Raw genomic sequence first — 24,345 nt, 5'->3', positions numbered from 1 at the left:
GACCCGACGCACGGCCACTTACGAGTACGGAGGAACTGCACGTGTCTGGACTGCTCGCCGGCAAGCGGCTGCTCGTCACCGGTGTCATCACCGACCAGTCGATCGCGTTCTCGGTCGCGAAGCTCGCCCAGGAGAACGGGGCGACGGTCGTGCTCACCGGATTCGGCCGGATGTCCCTCGTGGAGCGGATCGCCAAGCGGCTCCCCGCCGCGGCGCCGGTGATCGAACTCGACGTGACCAACCCGGAGCACCTCACCGGCCTCGCGGACAAGGTGCGCGAGCACGTCGACGGGCTCGACGGAGTGGTGCACTCGATCGGGTTCGCGCCGGCCAGTTGTCTGGGCGGCGGGTTCCTGGACGCGCCGTGGGAGGACGTCGCGACCGCGTTGCACGTCTCCACGTACTCGTACAAGTCCCTGGCCATGGCGGCGCTGCCGCTGATGTCGCCGGGCGGCTCCGTGGTCGGTCTGACCTTCGACGCCACCAAGGCGTGGCCGGTCTACGACTGGATGGGCGTGGCCAAGGCCGGGCTGGAGTCCGCCTCCCGATACCTGGCGCTGCACCTCGGTCCGAAGGGGATCCGGAGCAACCTGGTGTCGGCGGGACCGCTGCGCACCATGGCGGCGAAGTCGATCCCCGGCTTCGAGCAGTTCGAGACGGCCTGGAGCGAGCGGTCGCCGCTGGGTTGGGACCTGACCGACCAGGAGCCGGCCGCCCGCGCCTGCCTGGCGCTGCTCTCCGACTGGTTCCCGGCGACCACCGGCGAGATCGTGCACGTCGACGGCGGCTATCACGCCCTCGGGGCCTGACCGCCCGAATGGGCCCCGGGTCACTCGACCAGGGGCCCTGTCGGACCTTCCCGACCGCGGGCGGGAAGAATGACCGGCATGGCGTACGACGCACTTGTGCTGGTCTCCTTCGGCGGCCCGGAACGGCCCGAAGACGTCCTCCCCTTCCTGTCCAACGTGACCCGCGGCCGCGGGATCCCGCCGGAGCGGCTGGCCGAGGTGGCCGAGCATTACCAGCATTTCGGTGGGGTCTCGCCGATCAACCAGCAGTGCCGTGATCTGCTCGCCGCGATCCGCGCGGATTTCGCGGCGAACGACCTGGATCTGCCGCTCTACTGGGGCAACCGCAACTGGCACCCGATGCTCGCCGACACGGTGGCGCAGATGCGCGACGACGGCGTCAGGCGCGCGCTCGCCTTCGTGACCAGCGCCTACGGCGGCTACTCGTCCTGCCGCCAGTATCAGGACGACATCGCGGCGGCGCGCTCGGCGGTCGGCGCGGGAGCACCGGTGATCGACAAGCTGCGGCAGTTCCACGATCATCCCGGCTTCGTCGCGCCGCACGCCGAGGCGGTGCGCTCGGCGCTCGCCACCCTCGACCCGGCCCGCTGGGCGACCACCCGGCTGGTCTTCACGGCCCACTCGATCCCGACCTCGATGGCGGCGTCCGCCGGCCCCGAAGGGGGTCGCTACGAGGCGCAGTTGCACGAGACCGCGCGGCTGGTGGCCGCCGCGGCGGCGCCCGATCTGCCGTACGACCTGGTCTGGCAGAGCCGTTCGGGCCCGCCGCAGATGCCGTGGCTGGAGCCGGACATCAACGACCACCTCGCGGCGCTCGCCACCGACGGCGTGACCGGCGTCGTGGTCAGTCCGATCGGCTTCGTCTCCGATCACCTCGAAGTGGTGTGGGATCTCGACACCGAGGCGGCGGCGACGGCGAAGCAGCTCGGGCTGGAGTTCGCCCGTGCGGCGACCCCCGGCACCGACCCGCGTTTCGTCGCGATGGTCCGTGAGTTGGTGGTGGAGCGACTTGACCCGCCCGGCACGGAGTTGCGCCACCGGCTCGGTACGCTCCCGGTCTGGGACACCTGCCCCGCCAACTGCTGCACCGCCCCGGCACGGACGAGAGGGTGATCGCGTGACCGAGCGCCGCAAGCCCGTGGAGAGCTGGCTGACCGACATGGACGGCGTGCTGGTGCACGAGGGGCAGCCGGTGCCGGGCGCGCCGGAGTTCATCAACCGGCTCCGCGCCTCGGGCAAGCCGTTTCTCGTGCTCACCAACAACTCGATCTACACTCCCCGCGACCTGCAGGCCCGGCTGACCCGGATGGGCTTCGAGGTGCCGGAGCACGCGATCTGGACGGCGGCCCTCGCTACCGCCCAGTTCCTCGCCGACCAGCGACCGGGCGGCACGGCGTACGTGATCGGGGAGGCGGGGCTCACCACCGCGATGCACGCGGTGGGTTACGTGCTGACGGATTTCGCGCCGGACTACGTGGTGCTGGGGGAGACCCGCACCTACAGCTTCGAGGCGATCACCAAGGCGGTGCGGCTGATCAACGACGGGGCGCGCTTCATCTGCACCAATCCCGACGCGACGGGCCCGTCGATCGAGGGGGCGCTGCCCGCCGCCGGATCGGTCGCGGCGATGATCTCCAAGGCGACGGGGGTGGAACCGTACTTCGTGGGCAAGCCCAACCCGATGATGATGCGCTCGGCGCTCAACACCATCGAGGCGCACTCCGAGACGACGGCGATGATCGGCGACCGGATGGACACCGACATCCTCTGCGGTCTGGAGGCGGGCCTGGAGACGATCCTGGTGCTGACCGGCATCAGCAACCGCTCCGAGATCGATCGCTACCCCTACCGCCCGTCACGTATCGTCGAGTCCGTCGCCGACCTGATGGACGAGATCTGACGCTGCCCGTGCGATCTTCGGGCGGGGTCGGGTCAGGGACGGAGCGGGGCGTTGCAGGCGGCGACGAGCGCCCGCCGGCAGGCCGTGGTCAGCGGACGGAGCGCCGCGTCGCGCTGCTGGGCCTCGTACCCGTTGACCGCTCCGCCCGGCGCGACGTGCTCGGCGAGCGCGAGGACCCGGTCGAGGACGCTGGCACGGGCGAAGAGCCGGCGGGCCCGCGGGTCGAATCCGGGCGGCAGATCGGTCGCGCTGTCGGGGCGGCGCAGCGCGGCGAGCGCCCCGGAGAGCTCGGGGCGCCAGTGCGCCACGTCGAGCCGGGTCAGCGTGGCCGTCGCCTCGGCGAGCGCGGCGGCGAGCTCCGCTTCGGCCTCGGCCGGGTGCGGTCCGACGAGCGCCGCGTCGGCTGCGTTGCCGGGCAGCGGGTAGACCCGCCAGAGCACGGTTTCGAACGTCACGCCCGAACCGGAGGTGTGGCTGCGTACCTCGGGGATCAGCCCGAGCCCGCGGGCGATCACGGCCTCGCCGGCGACGAGCGCGGCGCCCGCGAACGGACCGGGGCCGGGCAGGCCACGCGGATCGCCCGCCGCCGGCAACGCCAGCCGGATCTCGTCGGGGGAGAGCTTGGAGAGGCTGGGCAGCGCGTCGCGTAGCGGCACGTCGGTCCAGGTGCCGGGGGCGTCGGCGACCAGGTGCTCCTCGTCGCCGGCGATCTCGTCGGCGATTTCGTCGTACGGCACCAGGCCGGCGCGCCACGCGCGCACCCACGCGACAAAGCGGCTGGAGCGACGCGACGCCAGGGTCGCCGCGCCTACTGCGGGGGACATGCAGGCAAGGGTACGTGCCGCGCACCGCGTTGTCTCGGCTGCGCGGGGCTCCTCACCATGGCCCCGCTCACCCTCGCACCCGGCGTGCCGACCCGCGCCGCGCCGTCCGGGCGACTACCGTCGCTGCCGTGGTGCGGGACGGACGGTATGGCGAGGATGTGCTCTCGGGCAACTGGCGGCGGCGCAAGGCGGTGCCGGAGGTGGACGCCGAGCCGGAGTTGGTGGTCGAGGACGCTGATTCGGGCTTCTGCGGCGCCGTGGTCGGGTGGGAATCCGGCGCGGTCGTGCTGGAGGACCGGCACGGCCGGCGACGGAACTTCCCGCTGCTGCCGGCGGCGTTCCTCCTCGACGGCACGACGGTGACCCTGCGTCGCCCCGCGCCGACCGCGACGGCGACCGCCCCTCGGCGCACCGCCTCCGGTTCGGTGGCGGTGGCCGACGTACGGGCCCGGGTCGCCAAGGCGAGCCGGATCTGGGTCGAGGGCATCCACGACGCGGCGCTCGTGGAGCGGATCTGGGGCGACGATCTGCGCATCGAGGGCGTGGTGGTGGAGCCGCTGGACGGCATCGACGCGCTCGCCGACGACGTGCGGGGCTTTGCGCCGGGGCCGGGGCGGCGGCTGGGCGTACTCGTCGACCACCTGGTGCCGGGCTCGAAGGAGAGTCGCATCGTCGCCGGGGTGACATCGCCGTACGTGCTGGTCACCGGGCATCCCTACATCGACGTGTGGCAGGCGGTGAAGCCGGCCCGGGTCGGCCTGCGGGCGTGGCCGGTGGTGCCGCCGGGACGCCCGTGGAAGGAAGGGGTCTGCGCCGCGGTCGGGGTGGCCGAGCCGGCCGACATGTGGCGGCGCATTCTCGCCAGCGTGAGTGGCTTTCAGGACGTCGAGACGCCGCTGATCAACGCGATGGAGCGGCTGATCGACTTCGTCACCGACCCCACCTGATCACGCGGAGCTCGCACCGATCAGGAATCGTCGAGTGTGCTCGTCGGCTCGTCCCAGGTCATGGTGAGCGGCGGGCCCGGCTGCGCGGGCCGCCAACCCCGGCCCAGCGCCGTGGTGATGGCCGACGCGACGATGCCGGGGCGCACCACCTCGGCCGGCAGGCCCTGCCCCGGCCGTGGGTGCGCCCAGGGCAGCGAGACCACGAGCAGCGCGCCCGGCTCGTCGGCCCGCTCGACGACGAAGGAGAGCGGCGCGGGATGGACGGTCGGGCGCCGGCGGACCATCCAGCGGTAGTCGACCCCGTCGACGGTGATCGGCCGGGACCCCTTCCTCGGCAGGGCCATGCACGCCTCCGTCAGGCCTCGGTGTCCGGATCACGGTGGAAGATGAAGGTCGCGATGTCCAACGCCACCGGCACGCCGGCCGGGTCCCGGCGGACCGCCAGGATCTCCCCCGCGTTCATTCCCGACCTGCCCCGCCAGCGGTCCGCGCCCTCGCGCGCGAAACGCTGCGGCACGGCGCCGGCCGGGCGGGTCAGCGTCAGCACCAACTCGTCGCGGCCGGCGTCCCACGACGCCTGGTATTCGCGCCCCATCCACCACCAGCGGCCGCAGAGCGCGGCGATCTCCGGTGGCGGGGCGACCGGCGGCCGCCACGGCTCGGGCCGCACCGGCTCGCGGTCGAGCACGGTGGTGAGCACGCGCAGCGCCAGCGCCCCGAGCGACCCGTCACGGAAGCCGTACGCGTTGGCGTAGCCGATCACGGCCGTGCGCGACGGCCGGTGCACGGCCAGGGTGGAGATGTAGCCGGGCATGGAGCCGCCGTGCCCGACGAAGACCCGCTCGCCGACCCGGTAGAGCTCCAGCCCCAGGCCATGCCCGTGGGTCCACGAGTCGAGGTCGCTGATCACGACCGGCGCGCACATCTCGGTGACGGTCGCCGGCGCCATCACGGTCGGGGTCGGGTCGGCCAGGAAGGCGGCCCACTTGGCGAGGTCGGTGGCGGTCGACCAGAGTTGCCCGGCGGGGGCCATCGCGCCCGTGTCGGTGCGCGGTTCCTCCCGCAGCGTGCCGTGCCACGGGTGGACGACATAGCCGCGGGCGTACGGCTCGATCGGGTGGTACGAGGTGCGGCGCATGCGGAGTGGGTCGAAGAGCCGCTTGGTGAGCAGGGTGGTCCAGTCCTCGCCGGTGATCCGCTCCAGGACGCCGCCGAGCAGGCCGTACGCGAGGTTGGAGTAGTGGTAGGTGCGGTGCGGCGTGAAAGCCACCTTGTCGGGGGTGAGCCCGGCGAGGAGCGCGTCGAGGTCGGCGCCGGTGCTGCGTTCCCACCACTCGCCCTCCGGCTCGCGCTGCAGCCCGCCGGCGTGGCCGAGGAGTTGCCGCAGCGTGACGCTGCCGACGGCGGTGCCGGGCAGATGCCGGTAGAGCAGGTCGTCGAGGCTGAGCCGCCCCTCGTCGCGGAGTTGCAGCACGAGGGCCGCTGTCATCGTCTTGGAGATCGACCCGATCCGGTACTGCGTGCTGGGGTCGGGGCGGGGCTGCTCGCCGGCTCCGGTGAAGTGCGCCAGCGCGCCGTCGCGCACCAGGCCGAGGACGAGCGAGGGGACCTGTCCCACGGACTGCGCCTCGGTGACGAGAGCATCGATGAGCCGCTCGGTTTCCGGCAGCAGCGACACGATGGGGACTCCTTTGCTCGGTGCGGCGACGGTGCCCGGCGGGGTTCGCGGCCGTGGTGGCCGGGCGGCGTGGGCATCAACCGGGTCAACGCGGAGATCGGCTTCACGTTACCGTCGCCATGGTCAGCTTCACCGATCGTGAATCACGAGCGTCCACGTGTCACGATCTATACGTGGAGCCTGTTCTGTGGATCGTGTTGGGTGTGCTTCTGGCCATCGCGGAGATCTTCACGACGACGCTGCTTCTGATCATGTTCGCCGTGGGGGCGTTCGCCGCCGCCGGGGCCGCGGCGCTCGGTGCGCCGGTGCCGGTACAGGCGATCGTCTTCGCCGTGGTGTCGGCGGCGACGGTCCTGGTCGCCCGCCCGACCATCCGGCGGCACATGCGCCCGGCCGTGGAGAGCGGTGAGCAGCACTTCGGGGTCGAGGCGCTCGCGGGTTCGCCCGCGATCGTGCTGGAGCGGGTGGACGCCGACGGTGGCCGGGTGAAGATCGACGGTGAGTCGTGGAGCGCGCGCTCCTACGACGGCACGCAGGCGTTCGAAGCGGGCGAGCGGGTGCGGGTCATCGAGGTGAAAGGCGTGACCGCCATGGTGTGGCGGGATGATCTGTCCAACCTCTGAGTTGAAAAGGTGAACTTATGGAGCTTGTGATCGGCGTCCTGGTCGGGGCGATCGCCCTGATCACGGTGATCACCCTCATCCGGGCGGTGCGGATCGTGCCGCAGCAGCGGATGGACGTGGTGGAGCGGCTCGGCAAGTACAAGCGCACGCTCGGCCCCGGTCTCAACCTTCTGGTGCCCTTCGTCGACGCGGTCCGCACCAAGGTCGACATGCGTGAGCAGGTGGTGAGCTTCCCGCCGCAGCCCGTGATCACCTCGGACAACCTGGTGGTCTCGATCGACACCGTGCTCTACTTCAAGGTCGTCGACCCGGTGCGGGCCACCTACGAGATCTCGAACTTCCTGCAGGCCATCGAGCAGTTGACGGTGACCACGCTGCGCAACGTGATCGGCTCGCTCGACCTGGAGCGGGCGCTGACCAGCCGCGAGGAGATCAACAGTCACCTCTCGGGGGTGCTCGACGAAACCACCGGTCGCTGGGGCATCAAGGTGACCCGCGTCGAGATCAAGGCGATCGAACCGCCGCCGAGCATCCGCGACTCCATGGAGAAGCAGATGCGCGCCGAGCGCGATCGGCGCGCGGCGATCCTCACCGCCGAGGGGCACAAGCAGTCCCAGATCCTCTCCGCCGAGGGTGAGAAGCAGGCCGCGGTGCTGCGCGCCGACGGTGACCGGCAGGCCCGCATTCTGCAGGCCGAGGGGCAGGCCAAGGCGATCCGTACCGTCTTCGACGCCATCCACCAGGCCAACCCGAGCCAGAAGGTGCTCGCCTACCAGTACCTGCAGGCGCTGCCGCAGATCGCCAACGGCCAGGCCAGCAAGGTGTGGATCGTGCCGGCCGAGCTGACCAAGGCGCTGGAAGGACTCGGCGGGGCGCTCGGCGGGCTGAGCCAGATGGCCGACGACGTGCCGTCGCAGTCGGTCGATTCCGCCGCGGTCGAGCGGGAGGCGGCGGCCGCCGCCGAGGCCGCCGCCGAGGCCGCGGCCGAGGAGGCCCGCCGGGTCACCGACGAGGTACGCGCCGCGGAGGCGCAGGTCACCTCCGGCACCGCCGCACCGAAGGGCCTGCCGGCGCCGGAGCCGGTCGCGCCGTCCACCCTCACCAACGAAGCCGCCCCCGCGCAACCCGCCGCCGGCGCATCCGAAGCCGCGGCAGACGGCGCCGCTCCGGCGCGGCAGCCAGAGCGGGGCTGACAACGGAACGCGGGGCGCAGGCCAGCCTGCGCCCCGCGCCCCGGTCACCGCGGCGGTGCCCGCCCGCCCCGCAAATCCGAGAACTCTCCGCATGACCCCCGGACGCCTGCCACGATCGGTCGTAACCACCACCGGTTCGCCAGGCACGCCGAAGCCGCACGCGCCCGGCTGCGAGGAGGTCGGCAATCCGATGACCCAGGCCGCGAAATACACCCGACCACCCACGACCGCCTCCGCGGTCACGCGGTCGGCGTCCCTGCGGATCGTCGCCCGCACCGATGCCGGTGTCGCCGTACTGGCCGCCGCCGGCCCGCAACGTCCGAGCGGACCGGCGACGAACGGCAGTTGGGCCTGGTCGGTGCGGCAGTTCACCCGCGCCACCATGTGGGTCCTGCCGGTGTACGGGCTGGTCTACGGCGCCAGCACGATGGGCGACCTGCACGCGGGCGGCCCATCGTCCTATCTGGACCACCGGCAGCCGGTCCGGCTGATCGGCTGGATCGTCGCCCTCTGCCTGGGTCTGGTGTCGCTGGTGGCGCTCGCCGGATTGCACGCCGCGACCCGCGGCCGGCGCAGCGCCGCGATCGGGCTCGTCATCGGGCTGGCCGGCGCCGCGCTGATGCTGCCGTTCATCGTGCTGCCCGGCCGGACGGAGATCGGCGTCGTTCCGGCCGGTGCGTTCGTGGTGGCCGGCTCGGCCCTCTACAGCCTGGGCTGGCTGCTGGTGGGCTGGGCCGTGGTGCGATCGCAGGTGTTCTCCATCGTCGACGGCGTCATGGTGATGCTCGCGGCGCCGATGCTGGGCATCGTCGCGCTCTTCGTCGGCCCGCTGCAGACCGTCGGGGCGATGCTCATGCTCGCCGCCGGCATCGGCCTCGCGTGGACCGCGGGAAGGCTGGTGCCGTCCGTCGGCCCGGCGGTCCCCGAGGCTGCCCCACCCGCGCCACCCGTGACGCACGGCGGTGACGGCGCGGCCGTCGGCCGACCCGACTCGTACGCCCGCGTCACCACCCAGGACACGGCCAGCTCTTCGTGACCAGCGACAATCGGCGGCGTGTCCGTCGAACTGATCACCGACCCTGACGACGAGCGGCTCGCCGACTACCGGGCGCTGACCGACGTCGAACTGCGCACCCGCTGGGAGCCGCCGCACGGCCTCTTCATCGCCGAGGGGGAGTTGGTGCTGCGCCGGGCGCTGCGGGCCGGCTACCCGCCCCGGTCCTTCCTCGTCGACGCCAAGCGGGTGGACCAGCTGGGCGACCTGCAGAGCCAGGACGCCCCCGTCTACGCCGCCACCCCCGACGTGCTGGAACGGGCGACCGGGTTCCACGTGCACCGGGGGGTGCTGGCGTCGTTCCACCGGCGGGCCCTGCCGACCGCCGCCGAGGTCCTGGCGGGCGCGCGGCGGATCGCGATCCTCGAGGACGTCAACAACCACACCAATCTGGGCGCGATTTTCCGGGGCGCCGCCGCGCTCGGTATCGACGCGGTGCTGCTCTCACCCTCGTGCGCCGACCCGCTCTACCGGCGCAGCGTACGGGTGAGCATGGGGGAGGTGTTCGCGGTGCCGTACGCGACGTTGTCGCCCTGGCCGGACGGACTGGCCCAGGTGCGCGAGGCGGGTTTCGCGGTGCTGGCCCTGACCCCCGCCGCGGACGCGCTGCCGATCCAGCACGTCGACGCCGCCCACCGGGCCCGCGCCGCCCTGCTGCTCGGCGCGGAGGGGCCGGGGCTGTCCCGGCACGCGCTGCGCGCCAGCGACCTGCGGGTGGCGATCCCGATGCGGCGCGGCGTGGATTCGCTCAACGTCGCCGCCGCCTCGGCGGTCGCCTTCTGGGAGCTGGGCCGCGACGACCCGCTGTGACCGCGGGACCGTTCCTCATCGGCGTGCCGCCGCAGGTCGCGCCCCGGGTGAGGGTGATCCGGACGGTACGGTGATCGCCGTGTTCCCTACCGTCCGTGAGGTGCTTGCCCTCGACCCCGTCCGCCACGGCGGGCCGCGGGTCGTCGCCGCCGACGCGCACCTGGATCGGCCGGTGCGCTGGGTGCACGTCGCGGAGGTGCCCGACATCGCCTCGCTGCTGCGCGGCGGCGAACTGGTGCTCACCACCGGCATCGGCCTGCCCGCCGACGACGCCGGTCTGCGGGCGTTCATCGGTGATCTCGCCGACGTGGGGGTCGCCGGGCTCGTGGTGGAGCTCGGTCGCCGCTACACGGGCAGCGTCCCCCGGGTGATGGCCGCGGCGGCCGAGCGGCGTGGCCTGCCCCTGGTGGAGCTGCGCCGGGCCACCCCGTTCGTGCGGATCACCGAGGCGGTGCACGCGCTGATCGTCGACGCCCAGCTCACGGAGCTGCGCGCCACCGAGGAGATCCATCAGCGCTTCACCGAGCTCTCCGTCGAAGGCGCCGAGCCGGCCCAGGTGGTGCAGGAGGCGGCGGCGCTGGCCGGCTGCCCGGTGATCCTGGAGAACCTCTCCCGTCAGGTGCTCGCCTACGACACCGCCGGGGACAGCGCGGAGTTGCTGCTCGACGGCTGGGAGCAGCACTCGCGGCGGATCCAGCCGGCGGGGCGCACCGCGTACGACGCGGACGCCGGTTGGCTGGTCACGACCGTCGGCGCGCGGGGCCAGGACTGGGGGCGGTTGCTGCTGCGCTGGCCGGCGCCGGGGGTCTCGGCCGATGCGGCCGACCCGCCGCCGACCCGGCTCACGATCCTGCTGGAACGGGCCGCCTCCACGCTCGCGCTGGGGCGGCTCATCCGTCGCGACGCCGAAGGCCTGGAACGGCAGATCCACCGCACCCTGCTGACCGCCCTGCTCGACCACGCCCGCCCGGTCGACGAGGTGGCGCTCCGTGCCCGCGCCCTCGGGGTCGCCCTCGAACGCCGCCACCTGGTGGGCGTCGTGGTGCGCCCCCGCACGGACGAGCCCGGCGTGGAGCCCGGCACCGAGGCCGCCCAGGCCCGTCTCCGTGACCTCGCCGAGGCGGTCAGCCAGGCGCTGCGGGAAGCGAAGCTGACCGGCCTGGCCAGTGCGCTGGACGAGCAGGCCGTGGGGGCGCTGCTGGCGCTCCGCGACGCGGGGGAGGAGGAACGGGCGCTCGCCGCGTTCGCCGCGGCGCTGCACCGGGTACGCCTCGACGCGGCCGTCGGCGGCCCCCGTGCCGCGCGCCTGATCGTCGCCGCCGGCGCGGGCGTCGGCTCGCTGCGCGAGGCGCGGCGGTCCCTCATCGAGGCGCGGCAGGTCGCCGACGCGGCGCGCCGCGACCGCCGGGACATGGCGGTGTTCCGGCTGCCGCACGTCGGCCTCGCCGGCCTGCTGCATCTGCTGCGCGAGGAGCCGCGCCTGCAGACGTTCGTCGAGCGCGAGCTGGGCGCACTGCTGGCGTACGACGCGAAGCACCCGCGCGAGCAGTTGCTCGGCACGCTCCGGGCGTATCTGGAGAACGGTCGGAACAAGTCGGCGGGCGCAGCCGCGGCGCACCTGTCGCGGCCGGCGTTCTACGAGCGGCTGGCCCGCATCGCCCGGATCCTCGACGCCGACCTCGACGCGGTGGACGTCTGCCTGTCGCTGCACGTCGCGCTGCTGGCGCTCGACGCCGTACGGGACACCTGACCCGGCCACCGTCCAAGGCGCCGATGTCGCCTCGCGCAGCGTTGAGGTTGGAAAGTGATCACGCGTCCGACTACCGGGTGCAACCTTGCACCTCGAGGAGGAACGCAAGGGGGGCATGGCGGGCACGTCAGACGGTGATGACGACTTTCGCTCGCGCGTGTTCACCTTCGAGGTACCCGATGGCTTGGGGCACCTCGTGGAGCGGATAGGTCCGGTCGATGACCGGGGTGAGGCGGCCGGCCTCGGCGTGGGCGCGGAGCGTGTCGAGGTGCTGCCGGCTGGGCGCCGTCGTGAGTGTGACGATGCGGTGTCGAACGAAGGGTGCCAGCAGCCGCCCGCGCGCGATGAGCCCGATCGGGCCGATGAGGCTGCCGCCGCGGTACACGCCGCCGCCGGAGAGCACCAGCGTCCCGGCCGGGGTCAGTGCCCGCCGGAGCGCGGTGAGTGAGCGGTTGCCGACCAGGTCGAACACGACGTCGTGGCGGCGGGTGTCGTGGGTGAAGTCGTCGCGGGTGTAGTCGACGACGTGGTCGGCGCCGAGGGAGCGGACCAGGTCGACGTTGCGGCTGCTACACACCCCGGTCACGGTCGCGCCGAGCGCCTTGGCCAGTTGGACGGCCAGGGTGCCGACGCCGCCGGAGGCGCCGTTGATGAGAACGCGGTGGCCGGGCTCGACCTGCCCGACGTCGCACAGTCCCATGAGTGCGGTGATACCGGCCAGCGGCAGGGCGGCCGCCTGCTGCGGCGTCAGGTTCGCCGGCTTCGCCGCGACCAAAGTCTCGCGCACGCATACGTACTCGGCGAACGCGCCGTTGGCGTCGCCGAGGTCGCCGAAGACGGCGTCGCCCGGGCGCACCTGGCGAACGTGGGCGCCGACGGCCTCAACCCGGCCAGCGAAGTCCCGGCCACGGATGCGCGCCCGAGGCCGTGACCGGCCCATGGCCAACCGCGCCATCCATGGATCGCCACGCATGGCATGCCAGTCGTAGGCGTTGAGCGCGGCGGCCTCCACTCGCACGAGCACCTCGTCGGCGGCAGGCACCGGCGCGTCGACGTCCGCGAGCATGAGCGTCTCCGGCGGACCGTACCGGTCTTGGACAATCGCCTTCATCATCCCCTCCTCCAAGTGTACGGCGTACACCTCGCATGAATTAACGTAGGTGTACGCCGTACACCTGTCAAGAGGGTTATGGTTCAACCCCCGCGGGAAGACAAGGACCGAGATGGCCGAGCAGGTTGAGACGCTGCGCCGGACGCCGCTGAGCAGGGACCGGATCCTGCGCGCCGCCGTCGCGCTCGCCGACGAGGCCGGGATCGAGTCCCTCAGCATGCGCAACCTCGCCCAGGATCTGGGCGTCGTGCCGATGGCCCTCTACAAGCACGTGGCCAACAAAGACGAACTGCTCGACGGCATGATCGACGTGGTCGTCGGCGAGATCGACCCGCCCGCGCCCGACGCCGACTGGAAGCACGCGGTCCGCCGCCGCATCCTCTCGGCACGGCAGGTGCTGCGGCGCCACCCCTGGGCGCCGCTCGCGATCGAGTCCCGGAACATGGCGACGCCGGCCGTCCTCGCCTACCTCGACTCGATGATCGGAACGTTCCGGGCCGGCGGGTTCTCCGCCGACCTCGCGCACCACGTGATCCACGCGATGGGCAGCCGCATCCTGGGCTTCAGTCAGGAACTGTTCGACGCCTCCCGGCGCGCTGGCCGGTCCGGCACGACCAACCCAGACCCGCCGGCGCCCCTACCACCGGAGATCGCGGCCAGGTTCCCGCACCTCGCGGAGATCGCCATGGCGGCGTCCCACGACGACGCGTCCGCCGTAGGGCAGGGCTGCGACGACCAGTTCGAGTTCGAGTTCGCGCTGGACCTGTTGCTGGACGGCATTGAACGACTGCAACAGCAAGGCTGGACATCGTCACACCGACCCCGGTGAGATGTCAGCACGAGCCATGACGCACGGCCCGTCACGGTGGGTGCGCGCGGATCGCGCCAATCCGCACACGTGATCTTGGCTGTCGTGTGTCGCTGAATCTCAGGAGTTCATGGGCGCTTCCCACTGCCGGCACTTGGCGGAGAAGGACACGGGTCGAAACCGGCTCGGCGTAGCGCGCGATCACGTATTTGTGATCGGGTGAGGCTTATCGGGGCGACATCTTTCTGTCATGCAGAAGAGCGATTCCGAGAGGAGCCAGACTGTGTAAGGCCAGATTCCCGGTCCGGAGAGTCACGATGATTCCCGCCTCGCGAAGTATCCGGGTGTGATAACTCACGGTCGCCGGCGATGCGTGAACGCGCCGGGCCAATTCTGTTGTCGTGCGTTCGCCACAGGTGGCGATGTGTTCGAGGATGGCTGCCTTGGTATCACCCAGGAGCGCCGCCAATGCTCGGCCCGGCTCGGCGGTGGACGGGGCGGCCAACCAATGGGGGTCGGGGGTTACCGGATAGACGAGGACCGGCGGAAGATCCTGATCAGCGAACGTGATGGGGAAACGGTGGCAGAACAGCGAGGGCACCAACAGCAGTCCTCGCCCGTTCAGATGAAGCTGGTGGTCGCAGGGGTAGTCGACCTCAAGCACCGGAGGTCGCCAGCGCACGGATGGTCCCAGACTGGCAAGCAGCGCTTCCACGCCACCGCCGGCCAGAGCGCGGGTGCGCTGGGCGCGATCGGCGTGGAAGTGCGTCGAGATTTCGGACTGGTAGGGCGCCAGCGCGATGTCGTAGAAGACGCGCAGGGCCTCTCCAAGCCGGTCCACGGCCTCGGGGTCGCCGCAGGCAAGTGAGTCGATCCAGGACGATGAGGGCCGCGAACCGGGCCTGACGAGATCGAGGCGCACCAGCTGGGCCCGCAGTTGGGCTGGCGGCGTTGCGCGCACGGCCTTGAGGCCATCCTGGAGGCTCGGTAGAGAGCCGGACGGGGTGAGGAAATCCGGGAAGTATCTACTTCGCGCGGGCGCCAGCGATGCCAGCATCCGAACCGCGCCGGTCGCGCCACGACGTGCGATCGCGGCGACGGTCGCTCGCCTCCAACCATCGAACACGATCTTAGCGGTCGGTCGCAGAAGCTCGTGAAGGCTCAGCACGATCTCCCACATCGGGTCGGGAGCGGATGCGATGCGAGTACGAGCCAGATCCTGACCTGTTGCGTAGATCCGGAGCATCGACAGCCCTCTTCACCGTGGGTCTTTCGAACGTGCTCGAAGCGCGCTCCATCGTGCCGACCCGACGGCGACACTGCAAGCGCAAAAGTCGAGCAACGCGAACCACGTTCGACTCCCTCCATTGCCGTCACGCTGGCGGCGGGTACGGCGCCCCCCGGAGCGCCTCAAAGGAAAGTGAGAACAGATGAGACGACAACTGCTCAGGCTGTCGGTGGCGGTGACGTTCCTGCTGGCCGGCGGGTTCGTCGCGGCGCCGGCCCAGGCCGCCACCGTGACGAGGCTGGCGGTGACCTGGCAGAAGCAGACCACCGGCTACTACTGCGGCCCGGCCGCCACGCGTATCTCCCTGTCCGCCAAGCGGAGCTCGCTACCCAGCCAGGCCCAGATCGCGGCGGTGGAAAACACGTCGAGCAGCACCGGGACGTTCCGCACGGGCATCAAAGCAGGTCTCGACAATTGGCTGCCTTCCATGAACGCAACCATTGCGGAAGTCAGCAACCCGATGACCTCCGCGCAGAAGACCACCTTCCTCAGCCGCATCAAGAGTGACGTGAACGGCGGCTGGGCCCCGGTCGTGAACATCGTGGTGCGGCCCGGCGGACCGCGGCCGCCCGGCTGGAGCAACCCCAGCTCCACAATCGACCACTGGCTCACAGTCGTCGGGTACGACAGCGACAACTTCATCTACGTCGCCGACCCCGCGTCCGGGAGCCCCGGGTTCGCCGACTACCAGCAGTACCGGATTCCCTGGACCACGATGACGGCCATCGTCACCAAGACCTACGTCTGGTGATCTGAGATGCTGACGGCGCCGGGGCCCCCTCCGGCGCCGTCAGCTCGCGCCCGGCACGTCGGGTTTTCCGTGGCGCGTCCGGCCCGCCTCTCACTTGCCCCGATCCGTCGCGCGCCAAGCGGCGCGACGAGGCGCTCGGCGCGATTCGCGTTGCCTTTGAGGAGTACGACGTAGCCGAGACAGGGAGGTCCTCATGGAATGCGATGTCAACCGGAGCGCGCGCAGCGGGCAGTTCGTCAAGTCGAGCACGGCCGAGCGCGACCCCCGGCACACCACGACCGAGCACGTCGACGGGAGCGCGGGCGACCGCGAGGTGCACCGCAGCGTCAGCGCCGGCCGTTTCCTGACGGAGACGACTCGAAGCTGCACGAGTCCACTACCGAAAATCAGCACCTCTGACGGGTCGCAGGAGGTCGAGAAGCCGCGCGGTCGGGCGGATCGCGGTCACAGGTTTTTGGCCATGTTGCGGCCGGTCTCGGTGAAGCCCAGCTGCTCGTAGAGGGCCCGGGCGCCGGTGTTGTGGGCGAAGACGTGCAGACCGATTCTGGTCAGCGCGTTGTCGTGGCACCAGTGCTCGGCGGCCAGCATGATCGCGCGGCCGTAGCCCTGGCGGCGTACGTCGGGTTCGACGGCGACGTTGTAGACGAACGCGGTGTCGTGGGTGACTTTGACCCAGAGGAAACCGACCCGGCGGTCGCCGTCGTAGGCGTACCAGAAATGGTGGTCAGGGGTGGCGGACTCGTCGGGGAGCAGCCGCGCGTAGGTGTCGGCGGCGTTGCGGGCCGCGTCCTGCGCCGACTGGCCCGACGCGGCGACGCTCTGCGCGTAGTGCGCCTCGGTCTCGGCCCGCCACGGCTTGTACTGATCCGCGGTCATCGGCTCCAGCCGTACGCCCGTCATGACCGACAACCTACCGACTCAATAGCACCCGCGCGCACTCTCAGTTCGGGACCGCCGGACCCGGGCGACCCTAGCGTTGCGCGCATGCGAACACGTACCCGTCGTGCCGTCGACCGATTCAATGCCTGCGTCCTCGGCCTGCGGTCGTCGCCCCGGTTCGGGAAGGCGGTCAGCGGCGTACGTCTTTCCCGACGCCAAGGGCTGGTGGCGCAACTTCATCGGCGACGGTGCCCCGCTCACCGTCCAGCTGGACGGCGTCGACCGCCCCGGCCACGGCCTGGCCCACCGCGACGCCACGGGCCGGGTGACCGTCACGGTCCGCCTAAGAGGTCGCGCGGAATGGTGGTGGTCATCGGCGGCGGTTGGGGCGGCCCTCCCATCGGTAGAGGATCCATGCGCGTCGGGTCAGGCTACGGAGAGTGATGATCGCGTCGGCGAGGTCGAAGTACGCGTCGATGACCTTCTCGGTTCGTTCGTAGCAGCGTTGCAGCCAGTTGAACGCGTTGTGCCAACTGTTCGTCCGTTCGACGTGCCACCGTTGGCCCGCCTGGATGGGCGCCTTGTCGCCCTTGCGGGCGATCTCGCCGGTCAGGCCGCGTTCGGTCAGCAGCGTGCGGGTGGCGGCGGAGTCGTACCCGGCGTCGAGATGCACCGTGATGGTCTCCGACAGTGGGCCGAGGCCGTCGAGGTGGTCGAGGGTGGGTGCCAACAGTGGTGAGTCGTGCCGGTTCGCGCCGGCCAGGACCCGGCCGAGGGGAATGCCGTAGCCGTCGACCATCGTGGAGCGTTTCATGCCCCGCTTGCCGCGGTCGACCGGGGACCGCCCGGCACAGTCACCACCGCCGGGGGCCTTGGTGATGCAGCCGTCCACAGCGATGTCGTCCAGGACCAAGCCGACGAGCCGGTCGTAGGCGTCCACCGCGATCTGCTTGAGCTGGGCGAACACCCCGAGGTGAATCCACTCATCACGACGACCACGGATCGTGGTGGCCGAACAGGTGGCATCGGCGATCGCCTCGTAGGAACAGCCGAACCGCAGCACCTGGACCAGCTTATCGAACACGACGCGGTCATCGACCCGCCTACGGTGACAGCCCAACGGATGCGCCGGCTGGTACATCGGCCGCTCCGGTAGCAGCGCGGCGAACTGGACCCACAACGGCTCGATCAGCCATGCCGGGAGAGCAGGCACAGAACCTCCCGTAATCACGAAGTGTCAGCAACTTCATGATCAGCGGTTCTGTGCCTGCACTCGTTCAGACACGTCAGCCAAGCCCACCACTACGCGCGGCCTCCAAATGTTGGTTACTGAGGTAGGACGCCTGCGGCTACTGCCTTCAAGTCCGCAACTGGCACATTCCCGTTTCCTCCGACGACGATCACCACACCGTTCGGTGTCGTGATCACCACATTGTGGGCTGTATCCTCAGTGCCCACGAATCTGGTGAGCTGGGCTCGGCCAGCCGGAACCTCGTATCTATCGATCACCTTGGCACCCTTGATGGCCCATCCGGTCAACCATTCGGTGACCTGTTCCCGATCAGCCTCAGCTGTCGTCCGTTCCGGGCGCAGCACCGAGATATCAAGCCAATTGCCCCCATTGGGCAGCACATACGTACGCAGCGCCGTTGCGGCGGTCGGATGTTCTGACGCGGGCACGGAGCCGTCGTTGTGCAGCTGGTCCTCCGACACTGCGTAGCTAGCAGATCCGTTCCCAGGAACACCGACCCGGAGCCCGTCGGGCACGAAAGTGACACGGTATCCATCTAGCGGCTCGTGGATCGGGTCCGCAGCTGCGGTCGGCGAGGCGGCCGCGATCGAATCAGTGGTCGAGCTAGGAGGGGAGGCGAGATGGGCGGGTCCTGTCAGCGTGACCACGATTGCAGCGGCAACGGCTGTCGCGGTCACTGCGCCGCCTGCCGCTACGGCACGTAGAACCCGGCGCCTGCGTACGCCTCGATGCACTCCGGTAATGAACGCGTCGGTGACTGGAAGGGCGAAGTCCCCCTTGTCCAGGATGGCTAGTTCGTCGGCGGGGTTCTCGGCCACCAGAATCGCCCTTCTGCTGTCATGGTCGCACGGAGGCTGGACAAGCCTCGGGAGAGTTGAGACCGCACCGTCGCTGGGGTGCAGCCCAGTAGGCGGCCGATCTCGTCGTCCGTCAGATCAGCCAGGTATCGCAGTGCGATCGCTGCCCGCTGCTTCGGCGGCAGGGTCGCGAGGATTTGCCGGATCGCAGCTGTCGAGTCCACCGCGGCCAGTGCGGTGTCCTCGCGCGGCGTTTCCGGGATCTTGTCAGTCAGCATCGGCCTGCGACGTCGTCGCTCGTTGAGGAAGAGATTGACCATGGTGCGCTGGGCATAGCCGACGGGATTCCCGTCCGAGCGCAGCCTTGACCAGGCGAGTCCGACGCGAATGAGGGTTTCCTGGGCGAGGTCTTCCGCAGCGGTCCGGTTCAGCGTCAGGATGTGGCCTAGACGCAGGAGCCCGGCAGCGCTCTGTCGTGCAAACGCCTCGAACCCGGAGCCGTCCGGTGGGAATGCTGACACCTTCACACTATGACTACACGGCGAGTCCCCAGAGATGTTGCATAGGCCCCTGATTTCTGTAGAAGCAGCTGCTGACACGAGACGGGCCCGGCAGCAAGCTCATCGACCGACGGGTCAGGAGGCGCAGCGGGCCGCCGTACGGCAATCCGTTCGTGCGGGCCGTGAGGACGGACGAACAGTTGGCACATCGCGTTCAACCGGCTGCGACGCTGCTACGAACGAACCGAGAAGGTCATCGACGCGTACTTCGACCTCGCCGACGCGATCATCACTCTCCGTAGCCTGACCCGACGCGCATGGATCCTCTACCGATGGGAGGGCCGCCCCAACCGCCGCCGATGACCACCACCATTCCGCGCGACCTCTAAGGCGGTCAGCCGTAACGAGAGGTCGCGGCGTTGTGATTCTTGGGTTCGGTGCAACGCGTGAGGGGCTGTCCGGAACCATCGCATTCTCGGCGACAGCTACGTCCGCGATTCGATCCTTGAGCGTGACGTCGGAAGCTGGGCAGCGGTGCGCGGGGGATCGAACCGACCTTCCGACGAGGGTTCGCGATAGGCGGGTCAAACCATACGTACCCAGGTCATTGGGCGGTGAGTAACCGCTCACCTCTGACCGGGCTTTGTCGAGCCATCGTCGATCCTCTTTGGAGCAGCCGCATCGTCCTCTCCACTGTGCGTATCCGCTGCCGCGTACTCCGCTCATGGCTACGGTGGACCGAACGCAGGACGGGTTGGTTCAGCTTCGTGCAGTGACGTCTGGTGATGAGGACCTGATTCGGCACGCGAATCGCGCTGGGTGACGAGAGCGGAAATCGCTGGGGGTTCCTTCCCCCCAGCCGGCTAGCTCGACGCGGTAGCGCGAGGAACCCTGCTCATAGCAATCGTCCAGGGCAGAGTTGCTGCCTACGCGCTTTACCGGCTATACCGCAACCCCGTCGCGCTTGCGTACCCTTGTATCCAGCAAGGCCTTCAGGATAAAGGAATTGCGCGGCAACTTGTCGAGGCCATTAGCCGTCAATATGCAGACCATCTCGGGGTGTTGCTGAAGCGTCGGCATGACTACGGCCTGGACCTGATGTGGATTCGGCTGGGGTTTCGGCAGCGCGCGGAGATGCCTGGACGGAGTAAGGAAGACCATCCACTTGTGGCGTGGTGGCGCGATCATGGCCATACCGACCCGCTCTCCCGTTCCGAGCCTGCGATGTTGCGTGCTGCGGTCGATCGCAATATTTTGCGGGACCTGATGGATCCGGCTCGAACTGGTGCAGTCGAATCCTGCGCCTTGCGTGCGGATTGCATTGCTGACCAACTCGAACTCGTGGTCACCCCGGCGCTGCACATGGAGATCGCTGGCATCGCTGGGTCGGAGATGCGCGGTCAGTGCACGACCGTTAGAGGCTCCGGCGCGTCCTACGCCGTGGTTCGGAACGTGTTGAGCCAGGCGAGGGGTTGCCCCGACAGGGCCGCGTCGGCGAGGCGGTGGGCGGATGCGGTCTTGAGGGCGGCTCGGGAGCTGTCAATCCAGCGTTGGACGGTGTCTGTGCCCTGGTGGCGGTACTCCACTGCCTGGACGAGGCACTCCAGCTTGTCGGCGTCGCGGGCCACTACGGCTTCAAGGGTCTCGCCTGCCTCGTACTCGGTCACCGCGCCGGTGATGACGTCGACGGCGGCCGGCGGGCAATCGGCCACCTGGTCGGCGGTGATGTCAGTGTTGGCGGCCGCGGTGAGGTAGCGCTTGGCGATGTGCGGGATGTCGGTGATGCGGGTTTCCTGCGTGTCGTGCAGCAGGCACATCATCGATACCCGGGCAGGGTCGGCGCCTTCCATCGCGGCGAGGATCATGCCGATGATCGCGGTGCGGAACGAGTGTTCGGCGATCGACTCGGGGTCTTTGATGCCGGCGATCCACCAACCGGTTCGGGCCGCGCGCTTGAGTGTTCCTGCCTCGAAGATGAAGCTCATCGCGCCGGCGGCATCGTGGTCGTCGCTCATCAGATCGCCCCTGTGCCGGAGAGCCCGTCGGTACGCAGACTGTAGACGACAGACGTTAGCTCCCGCTGTGACTGGGGAGAGATGTGCCCGCTGTCGAGGAGCGTGGTGCTGCGGTCGAGAAGAGTTCGGCTGGTCGCCGTGTCGTCGTGCGTGATGCCTCGACGCGCGGTCAGTAAGGCCCAGAGGCTGTGGATGTTGAGGTCGACGAACGGGTGCGTGGGATCTAACCGGTCGACCAGGTGCCGCAGCAGGCGCGTGCCTCGCCACGTGGCCTTCTCGGCCGTCATGAAGAGGTCGTTCCGCTGCCGCTCCGGGATCTCGCCCACCCAGTAGGCCCAGTAGTTGAGCCCAGCTCGCTCGCAGGCGTCGTCCGGATGCGCTCGCGCGATGAAGTCACGCAGCAGCTCCGGGTCGCCCTGCTTGGCCAGCGAGGTAGCGACCGAGCGGGCGTCGGGCCACAGGGGCGACCATGTATGGAAGGTTCCGCGGTGGGTGCTGCTGGAGGTGGTTCGTCCGATCCAGGTAACGGACGCACCCGTGGGGTCCATGCCGGCCAAGAAGCACGCCTGCCGGTGGAGCAGAACCTCGTTGTCGCGGCGGCGGTTGGTTCGGTCCGCCAACACCTGGAGGTTGGCGAAGAACTCGCGCTGCTCACCGGCCTCAAGGGTGGGGCCAGGAGGGACGGGTCCGCGCCGGCTCGGCGACGGGATTCCCTTGAGGAGTGTTGGTGGCTGTCCGATCGCGGCCCACAGGACAAGATCGGTCAGCGGATGGGTGAGCACCGACCACCCAAGCGAGTGGTCGGCGATGTCGATCTTCTCGACGTTCGTGTCGAGGATCCCGGCGAGGATGAAATCCGCCTCGGCCGCGTCGTCGAGGGCGGCCAGAAACACGGCGTCGGCGCCGAGCCGAGCGAGCTTGTGGCGGATCGCGATCGCTTGACCGAACGCAACGGATGTGAACGGCCGCCGGCCGGATTCCCAGCTCTGCACGGTCGCGCGGTCCACGCCGAGCTGCGTGGCCAGCTGCTCCTGCGTCGTGGGAATCGACTCTCGGATGAGCTTGAGCATGTACCCGGTCACGGTGCCTCTTTGGCTTTGTCCGTGGCCCTGTCTCGCCATCCGACATCCCTATGTTGACCGGCACTCGACGTTTCTGCTCTCGGCCGCCGCCTCGACGCGGTTTGTGGCCAGGCCACTCGTACTGCTGGTGACTCCAACGGCCGTTGCCGTGATCGTAGCGTCGTAGTTATTGATCGTTCTAGATACCCGCACCGTAGCCGCCGACCGGCGAGATCAGCCTGCCCACGTCACGGGAGACAAGCATGAGCATCTGGCCTTGGCATTTCCGTCGCGCTCGCGCAGAACGCAGCCGTCGAGCGGTTCTTGATGCCGCTGCCCATCGGGATGCCGAAGAGAGGGACGCCGCCCGACGGCGGCTCCTGGGCGCGGTACAGAACCACGCAGCCACCGCGTCCACACAACCGCTACCCAGTCCACGGCCGCTGTCGGACGCGCGGGAGTCGGTTCAAACGTCCCCGCCGTGGATCGCGATCACTCGGACGAAGATCGCCGCAGGTGAGATCGACCCGGTTGACGCGATCGCGGAACTCCTGTCGCACCACCATCAACGCCGGGCGGGGAAGTAAATGGGAACGATCTACGGCTCAGACGCTTTCCGCCGGCACGCGCAATGGCAAGTCGAGTGCGCCGACGTCTTCCTGACCGTACACGCCGAGGCCGGTCTGAGCCTCTGCCGCTGCGGCCGGCTGCATCCGTGCAACGAGCGCCAGTACTGGCTCCGGATGCGCGAGCACTACGGCCGGCTGCTCGACGAATCACTACGGCAGCCGCGTACAGCAACCACCGGACCCGAACCCGGCCGAGAGTGACGGAGACGCCATTCGTGACCTCGTACCCACCGGCACCGACAGTTCGGGTCAGGCGAGCGCGGTGAGGGTCTTGGCGTATCCGGCCGGGACGAAGTGCGGACCGCCGGGGGTGAGCACGTCGGAGCGGGACGCCGCGCTCCACGCCGCGGGGGGCACGGCCGCGACGAGCGCCCGCACGACCGGGGCGTCGCGCCACTGCTCCTGCTCGGCGAGGAGGCCGAGCGCGACCAGTGACTCCTCGACCTCGCCGACGCACTCGAAGGGCTTGTGCGCGTCGATGCCGAGCAGCTCCAGATAGCCGGGCACCTGCGCCGGATCGGCGAGCAGGTCCACCCCGAAGATCCCCGCCAGTCGTTCTCGTGGCATGAACGGCGCCATGGCCAGGAACACGAAACGGCACTTCGGGCAGTCGGCGCACCAGCGGTCGCTCGCCCCGTGCAGCTTGAACGCGGCGTTGCAGCTGGTGACCACCGCGTCGTACGCGGTGAACTGGGCGAACAGCTTGGCGATGTGCAGTTCGGAGAGCGGACGGAGCAGGGAGAAGTAGGGCTCGGTGAGCCCGGCGTGGGCGGCGAGCGCGCCCCGCAGCAGTCCTTCGGCCTCGACGCCCTTGGACCACTGGTGGTTGATCTCGTGACCGTTCCAGATCAGGTTCGGGTCGGAGGCGGAGCGCTCGTTGGACATCACCACCGGACCGAGACCGTGCAGCACCGCCGTGGCGACCGCGATCAGCGAGTTGATCGCGGTGACCGGGATGTGCCCGTTGTAACCGCCGGCCTTGTTCAGCTCGAAGAGCTGCGGGTCGATCGCCCGACGGGCGGCGAGCGCGGCCAGGCCGGAGGCCTCGTTGACCGAGACGATCACGCGGTTGGGGTTGACCGAGAAGGGCACCGGGTCGAAGCCGGCGCGGCGCAGCGCCTCGAGGCTGACGATCGAGTCCTTGCCGCCGCCGACGGCCGACAGCGGTCGCCGCTCGCTGTTGTCGAGCGTCTCCGGGACCGGCGCCGACCCGTCCGGCACGGCGAGCGAGAGCTCCAGCACGTGCGGCAGTTGGTTGCGGTAGGCGTACTCGGCGAGGCCCTTGGTGTAGACGGCGGTGACCAGCGCGACGGTGGCCGGGTCGAGCGGCGCCGGCGCCAGCAGGGCGGGCGGGGCGGCGACCTTGTAGTAGCTCACCCCGGCGACGAGGTGGAGCAGCTCCAGCACCCGGTGGAAGGTCGACAGCGTCGCGGCGTCCGGGGGCGAGGAGGGGAGCGGGAAGGTGATCACCTCGGTGAACCGAAGCCCACCGCCGGGACCGTCCAGCGCGTACTCGAACGAGGCCACGCCCGTGGCGGGATCGAAGGAGAACGACGGGAACGCGAACTCCGTCATCTGCCGGATCTGCTCCTGCGCCACCCGTAGCTCCTCACTGTGTGCCGGCGAGCCATACTAGTCGTGCCGGTTTTCGTCGAATGCCGGCCGT

Annotated in this window: 24 protein-coding genes and 1 pseudogene; 12 read left to right on the top strand and 13 right to left on the bottom strand. The window is 69.9% G+C overall.

What is annotated here, in order from left to right:
• Nucleotides 1–41 precede the first annotated feature (41 nt).
• The 3 genes from fabI to AB0J06_RS03855 all read left to right on the top strand — a co-directional run bounded on the left by fabI (nucleotide 42) and on the right by AB0J06_RS03855 (nucleotide 2,709).
• Entirely contained in the window at nucleotides 42–809 is a 768-nt protein-coding gene (gene fabI / locus AB0J06_RS03865) for an enoyl-ACP reductase FabI (protein ID WP_357424270.1), read from the top strand.
• A 78-nt stretch (nucleotides 810–887) separates the two neighbouring features.
• Nucleotides 888–1,922 carry a ferrochelatase gene (locus tag AB0J06_RS03860; RefSeq protein WP_357424268.1) on the top strand — a complete coding sequence of 345 codons (1,035 nt, stop codon included), beginning with the start codon at nucleotides 888–890 and terminating at the stop codon, nucleotides 1,920–1,922.
• Between the two features lie 46 nt (nucleotides 1,923–1,968).
• Nucleotides 1,969–2,709, top strand: a complete 741-nt coding sequence (locus AB0J06_RS03855) for an HAD-IIA family hydrolase (RefSeq protein WP_357424392.1) — start codon at nucleotides 1,969–1,971, stop codon at nucleotides 2,707–2,709.
• 32 nt (nucleotides 2,710–2,741) lie between these two features.
• Here AB0J06_RS03855 and AB0J06_RS03850 read toward each other — a convergent pair whose 3' ends face one another.
• The gene (locus AB0J06_RS03850; RefSeq protein ID WP_357424266.1) at nucleotides 2,742–3,533 is read right to left on the bottom strand and encodes a hypothetical protein; all 792 of its coding nucleotides are present in this window, start codon (nucleotides 3,531–3,533) and stop codon (nucleotides 2,742–2,744) included.
• A 131-nt stretch (nucleotides 3,534–3,664) separates the two neighbouring features.
• On the opposite strand from AB0J06_RS03850, the gene AB0J06_RS03845 reads away from it, so the two are divergent.
• Nucleotides 3,665–4,480, top strand: a complete 816-nt coding sequence (locus tag AB0J06_RS03845) for a DUF3097 domain-containing protein (RefSeq protein WP_357424390.1) — start codon at nucleotides 3,665–3,667, stop codon at nucleotides 4,478–4,480.
• Between the two features lie 20 nt (nucleotides 4,481–4,500).
• Here the strand turns inward: AB0J06_RS03845 and AB0J06_RS03840 are convergent, their stop codons facing one another.
• Nucleotides 4,501–4,824, bottom strand: coding sequence for a hypothetical protein (locus AB0J06_RS03840; protein WP_357424264.1), 324 nt, complete (start codon nucleotides 4,822–4,824; stop codon nucleotides 4,501–4,503).
• Between the two features lie 11 nt (nucleotides 4,825–4,835).
• Nucleotides 4,836–6,158 (bottom strand): serine hydrolase domain-containing protein, encoded by a 1,323-nt coding sequence (locus AB0J06_RS03835; protein ID WP_357424262.1) that lies wholly within the window; start codon nucleotides 6,156–6,158, stop codon nucleotides 4,836–4,838.
• Between the two features lie 173 nt (nucleotides 6,159–6,331).
• Here AB0J06_RS03835 and AB0J06_RS03830 point away from each other — a divergent pair, with 173 nt between their 5' ends.
• The 5 genes from AB0J06_RS03830 to AB0J06_RS03810 all read left to right on the top strand — a co-directional run bounded on the left by AB0J06_RS03830 (nucleotide 6,332) and on the right by AB0J06_RS03810 (nucleotide 11,588).
• A complete protein-coding gene (locus AB0J06_RS03830; protein WP_357424260.1) occupies nucleotides 6,332–6,781 on the top strand; it encodes an NfeD family protein in 450 nt (149 codons plus the stop codon).
• A gap of 17 nt (nucleotides 6,782–6,798) precedes the next feature.
• Nucleotides 6,799–7,974, top strand: coding sequence for an SPFH domain-containing protein (locus AB0J06_RS03825; RefSeq protein WP_357424258.1), 1,176 nt, complete (start codon nucleotides 6,799–6,801; stop codon nucleotides 7,972–7,974).
• A gap of 190 nt (nucleotides 7,975–8,164) precedes the next feature.
• Nucleotides 8,165–9,010: a hypothetical protein gene (locus AB0J06_RS03820; RefSeq protein ID WP_357424256.1), complete on the top strand. Its 846-nt coding sequence runs from the start codon at nucleotides 8,165–8,167 to the stop codon at nucleotides 9,008–9,010.
• Between the two features lie 18 nt (nucleotides 9,011–9,028).
• Nucleotides 9,029–9,838, top strand: a complete 810-nt coding sequence (locus tag AB0J06_RS03815; RefSeq protein WP_357424254.1) for an RNA methyltransferase — start codon at nucleotides 9,029–9,031, stop codon at nucleotides 9,836–9,838.
• A 70-nt stretch (nucleotides 9,839–9,908) separates the two neighbouring features.
• The gene (locus tag AB0J06_RS03810) at nucleotides 9,909–11,588 is read left to right on the top strand and encodes a PucR family transcriptional regulator (RefSeq protein WP_357424252.1); all 1,680 of its coding nucleotides are present in this window, start codon (nucleotides 9,909–9,911) and stop codon (nucleotides 11,586–11,588) included.
• Nucleotides 11,589–11,715: 127 nt separating this feature from the next.
• Here the strand turns inward: AB0J06_RS03810 and AB0J06_RS03805 are convergent, their stop codons facing one another.
• Nucleotides 11,716–12,699, bottom strand: coding sequence for an NAD(P)-dependent alcohol dehydrogenase (locus AB0J06_RS03805; protein WP_357424250.1), 984 nt, complete (start codon nucleotides 12,697–12,699; stop codon nucleotides 11,716–11,718).
• Nucleotides 12,700–12,811: 112 nt separating this feature from the next.
• On the opposite strand from AB0J06_RS03805, the gene AB0J06_RS03800 reads away from it, so the two are divergent.
• Complete coding sequence (locus tag AB0J06_RS03800; protein WP_357424248.1) at nucleotides 12,812–13,528, top strand: TetR/AcrR family transcriptional regulator C-terminal domain-containing protein; 717 nt, start codon at nucleotides 12,812–12,814, stop codon at nucleotides 13,526–13,528.
• 205 nt (nucleotides 13,529–13,733) lie between these two features.
• On the opposite strand, the gene AB0J06_RS03795 is transcribed toward AB0J06_RS03800, so the two are convergent.
• Nucleotides 13,734–14,753, bottom strand: a complete 1,020-nt coding sequence (locus tag AB0J06_RS03795) for a helix-turn-helix domain-containing protein (RefSeq protein ID WP_357424246.1) — start codon at nucleotides 14,751–14,753, stop codon at nucleotides 13,734–13,736.
• Nucleotides 14,754–14,937: 184 nt separating this feature from the next.
• On the opposite strand from AB0J06_RS03795, the gene AB0J06_RS03790 reads away from it, so the two are divergent.
• Nucleotides 14,938–15,546: a C39 family peptidase gene (locus AB0J06_RS03790; RefSeq protein ID WP_357424244.1), complete on the top strand. Its 609-nt coding sequence runs from the start codon at nucleotides 14,938–14,940 to the stop codon at nucleotides 15,544–15,546.
• Between the two features lie 444 nt (nucleotides 15,547–15,990).
• Here AB0J06_RS03790 and AB0J06_RS03785 read toward each other — a convergent pair whose 3' ends face one another.
• From AB0J06_RS03785 to AB0J06_RS03770, 4 genes are all read right to left on the bottom strand, one after another.
• Nucleotides 15,991–16,446 (bottom strand): GNAT family N-acetyltransferase, encoded by a 456-nt coding sequence (locus AB0J06_RS03785; RefSeq protein WP_357424242.1) that lies wholly within the window; start codon nucleotides 16,444–16,446, stop codon nucleotides 15,991–15,993.
• A gap of 349 nt (nucleotides 16,447–16,795) precedes the next feature.
• The gene (locus AB0J06_RS03780) at nucleotides 16,796–17,638 is read right to left on the bottom strand and encodes an IS5 family transposase (protein ID WP_357424240.1); all 843 of its coding nucleotides are present in this window, start codon (nucleotides 17,636–17,638) and stop codon (nucleotides 16,796–16,798) included.
• 113 nt (nucleotides 17,639–17,751) lie between these two features.
• Nucleotides 17,752–18,495: a hypothetical protein gene (locus AB0J06_RS03775; RefSeq protein WP_357424238.1), complete on the bottom strand. Its 744-nt coding sequence runs from the start codon at nucleotides 18,493–18,495 to the stop codon at nucleotides 17,752–17,754.
• Nucleotides 18,468–19,001 carry a SigE family RNA polymerase sigma factor gene (locus tag AB0J06_RS03770; RefSeq protein WP_357424236.1) on the bottom strand — a complete coding sequence of 178 codons (534 nt, stop codon included), beginning with the start codon at nucleotides 18,999–19,001 and terminating at the stop codon, nucleotides 18,468–18,470. The genes AB0J06_RS03775 and AB0J06_RS03770 overlap by 28 nt, the downstream gene beginning before the upstream one ends.
• 162 nt (nucleotides 19,002–19,163) lie before the next feature.
• Here AB0J06_RS03770 and AB0J06_RS03765 point away from each other — a divergent pair.
• A pseudogene (locus tag AB0J06_RS03765) lies at nucleotides 19,164–19,337 on the top strand (IS5/IS1182 family transposase); the annotation flags it as partial.
• Nucleotides 19,338–19,916: 579 nt separating this feature from the next.
• On the opposite strand, the gene AB0J06_RS03760 reads toward AB0J06_RS03765, so the two are convergent.
• From AB0J06_RS03760 to AB0J06_RS03745, 4 genes are all read right to left on the bottom strand, one after another.
• Nucleotides 19,917–20,336, bottom strand: a complete 420-nt coding sequence (locus tag AB0J06_RS03760) for a hypothetical protein (protein ID WP_357424234.1) — start codon at nucleotides 20,334–20,336, stop codon at nucleotides 19,917–19,919.
• A 71-nt stretch (nucleotides 20,337–20,407) separates the two neighbouring features.
• Nucleotides 20,408–20,989, bottom strand: coding sequence for an HD domain-containing protein (locus AB0J06_RS03755; protein WP_357424232.1), 582 nt, complete (start codon nucleotides 20,987–20,989; stop codon nucleotides 20,408–20,410).
• Nucleotides 20,989–22,110, bottom strand: a complete 1,122-nt coding sequence (locus tag AB0J06_RS03750) for a helix-turn-helix transcriptional regulator (protein WP_357424230.1) — start codon at nucleotides 22,108–22,110, stop codon at nucleotides 20,989–20,991. The genes AB0J06_RS03755 and AB0J06_RS03750 overlap by 1 nt, the downstream gene beginning before the upstream one ends.
• Before the next feature lie 818 nt (nucleotides 22,111–22,928).
• Nucleotides 22,929–24,278: a hypothetical protein gene (locus tag AB0J06_RS03745; protein ID WP_357424228.1), complete on the bottom strand. Its 1,350-nt coding sequence runs from the start codon at nucleotides 24,276–24,278 to the stop codon at nucleotides 22,929–22,931.
• Nucleotides 24,279–24,345 lie beyond the last annotated feature (67 nt).

The sequence above is a fragment of the Micromonospora sp. NPDC049679 genome (assembly GCF_040659735.1).
GTDB lineage: Bacteria > Actinomycetota > Actinomycetes > Mycobacteriales > Micromonosporaceae > Micromonospora_I.
The sequence above is the reverse complement of the archived record's forward strand: the minus strand, read 5'-3'. Positions and strand labels throughout refer to the sequence as shown.

What these genes read in the sequence shown, in the direction of transcription:
- AB0J06_RS03860 (WP_357424268.1), top strand. Translation starts at nt 888, where the DNA reads ATGGCGTACGACGCACTTGTGCTGGTCTCCTTCGGCGGCCCGGAACGG.
- AB0J06_RS03855 (WP_357424392.1), top strand. Translation starts at nt 1,969, where the DNA reads ATGGACGGCGTGCTGGTGCACGAGGGGCAGCCGGTGCCGGGCGCGCCG.
- AB0J06_RS03850 (WP_357424266.1), bottom strand. Translation starts at nt 3,533, where the DNA reads ATGTCCCCCGCAGTAGGCGCGGCGACCCTGGCGTCGCGTCGCTCCAGC.
- AB0J06_RS03840 (WP_357424264.1), bottom strand. Translation starts at nt 4,824, where the DNA reads ATGGCCCTGCCGAGGAAGGGGTCCCGGCCGATCACCGTCGACGGGGTC.
- AB0J06_RS03825 (WP_357424258.1), top strand. Translation starts at nt 6,799, where the DNA reads ATGGAGCTTGTGATCGGCGTCCTGGTCGGGGCGATCGCCCTGATCACG.
- AB0J06_RS03820 (WP_357424256.1), top strand. Translation starts at nt 8,165, where the DNA reads ATGACCCAGGCCGCGAAATACACCCGACCACCCACGACCGCCTCCGCG.
- AB0J06_RS03805 (WP_357424250.1), bottom strand. Translation starts at nt 12,699, where the DNA reads ATGAAGGCGATTGTCCAAGACCGGTACGGTCCGCCGGAGACGCTCATG.
- AB0J06_RS03800 (WP_357424248.1), top strand. Translation starts at nt 12,812, where the DNA reads ATGGCCGAGCAGGTTGAGACGCTGCGCCGGACGCCGCTGAGCAGGGAC.
- AB0J06_RS03795 (WP_357424246.1), bottom strand. Translation starts at nt 14,753, where the DNA reads ATGCTCCGGATCTACGCAACAGGTCAGGATCTGGCTCGTACTCGCATC.
- AB0J06_RS03790 (WP_357424244.1), top strand. Translation starts at nt 14,938, where the DNA reads ATGAGACGACAACTGCTCAGGCTGTCGGTGGCGGTGACGTTCCTGCTG.
- AB0J06_RS03785 (WP_357424242.1), bottom strand. Translation starts at nt 16,446, where the DNA reads ATGACGGGCGTACGGCTGGAGCCGATGACCGCGGATCAGTACAAGCCG.
- AB0J06_RS03755 (WP_357424232.1), bottom strand. Translation starts at nt 20,989, where the DNA reads ATGAGCGACGACCACGATGCCGCCGGCGCGATGAGCTTCATCTTCGAG.
- AB0J06_RS03750 (WP_357424230.1), bottom strand. Translation starts at nt 22,110, where the DNA reads ATGGCGAGACAGGGCCACGGACAAAGCCAAAGAGGCACCGTGACCGGG.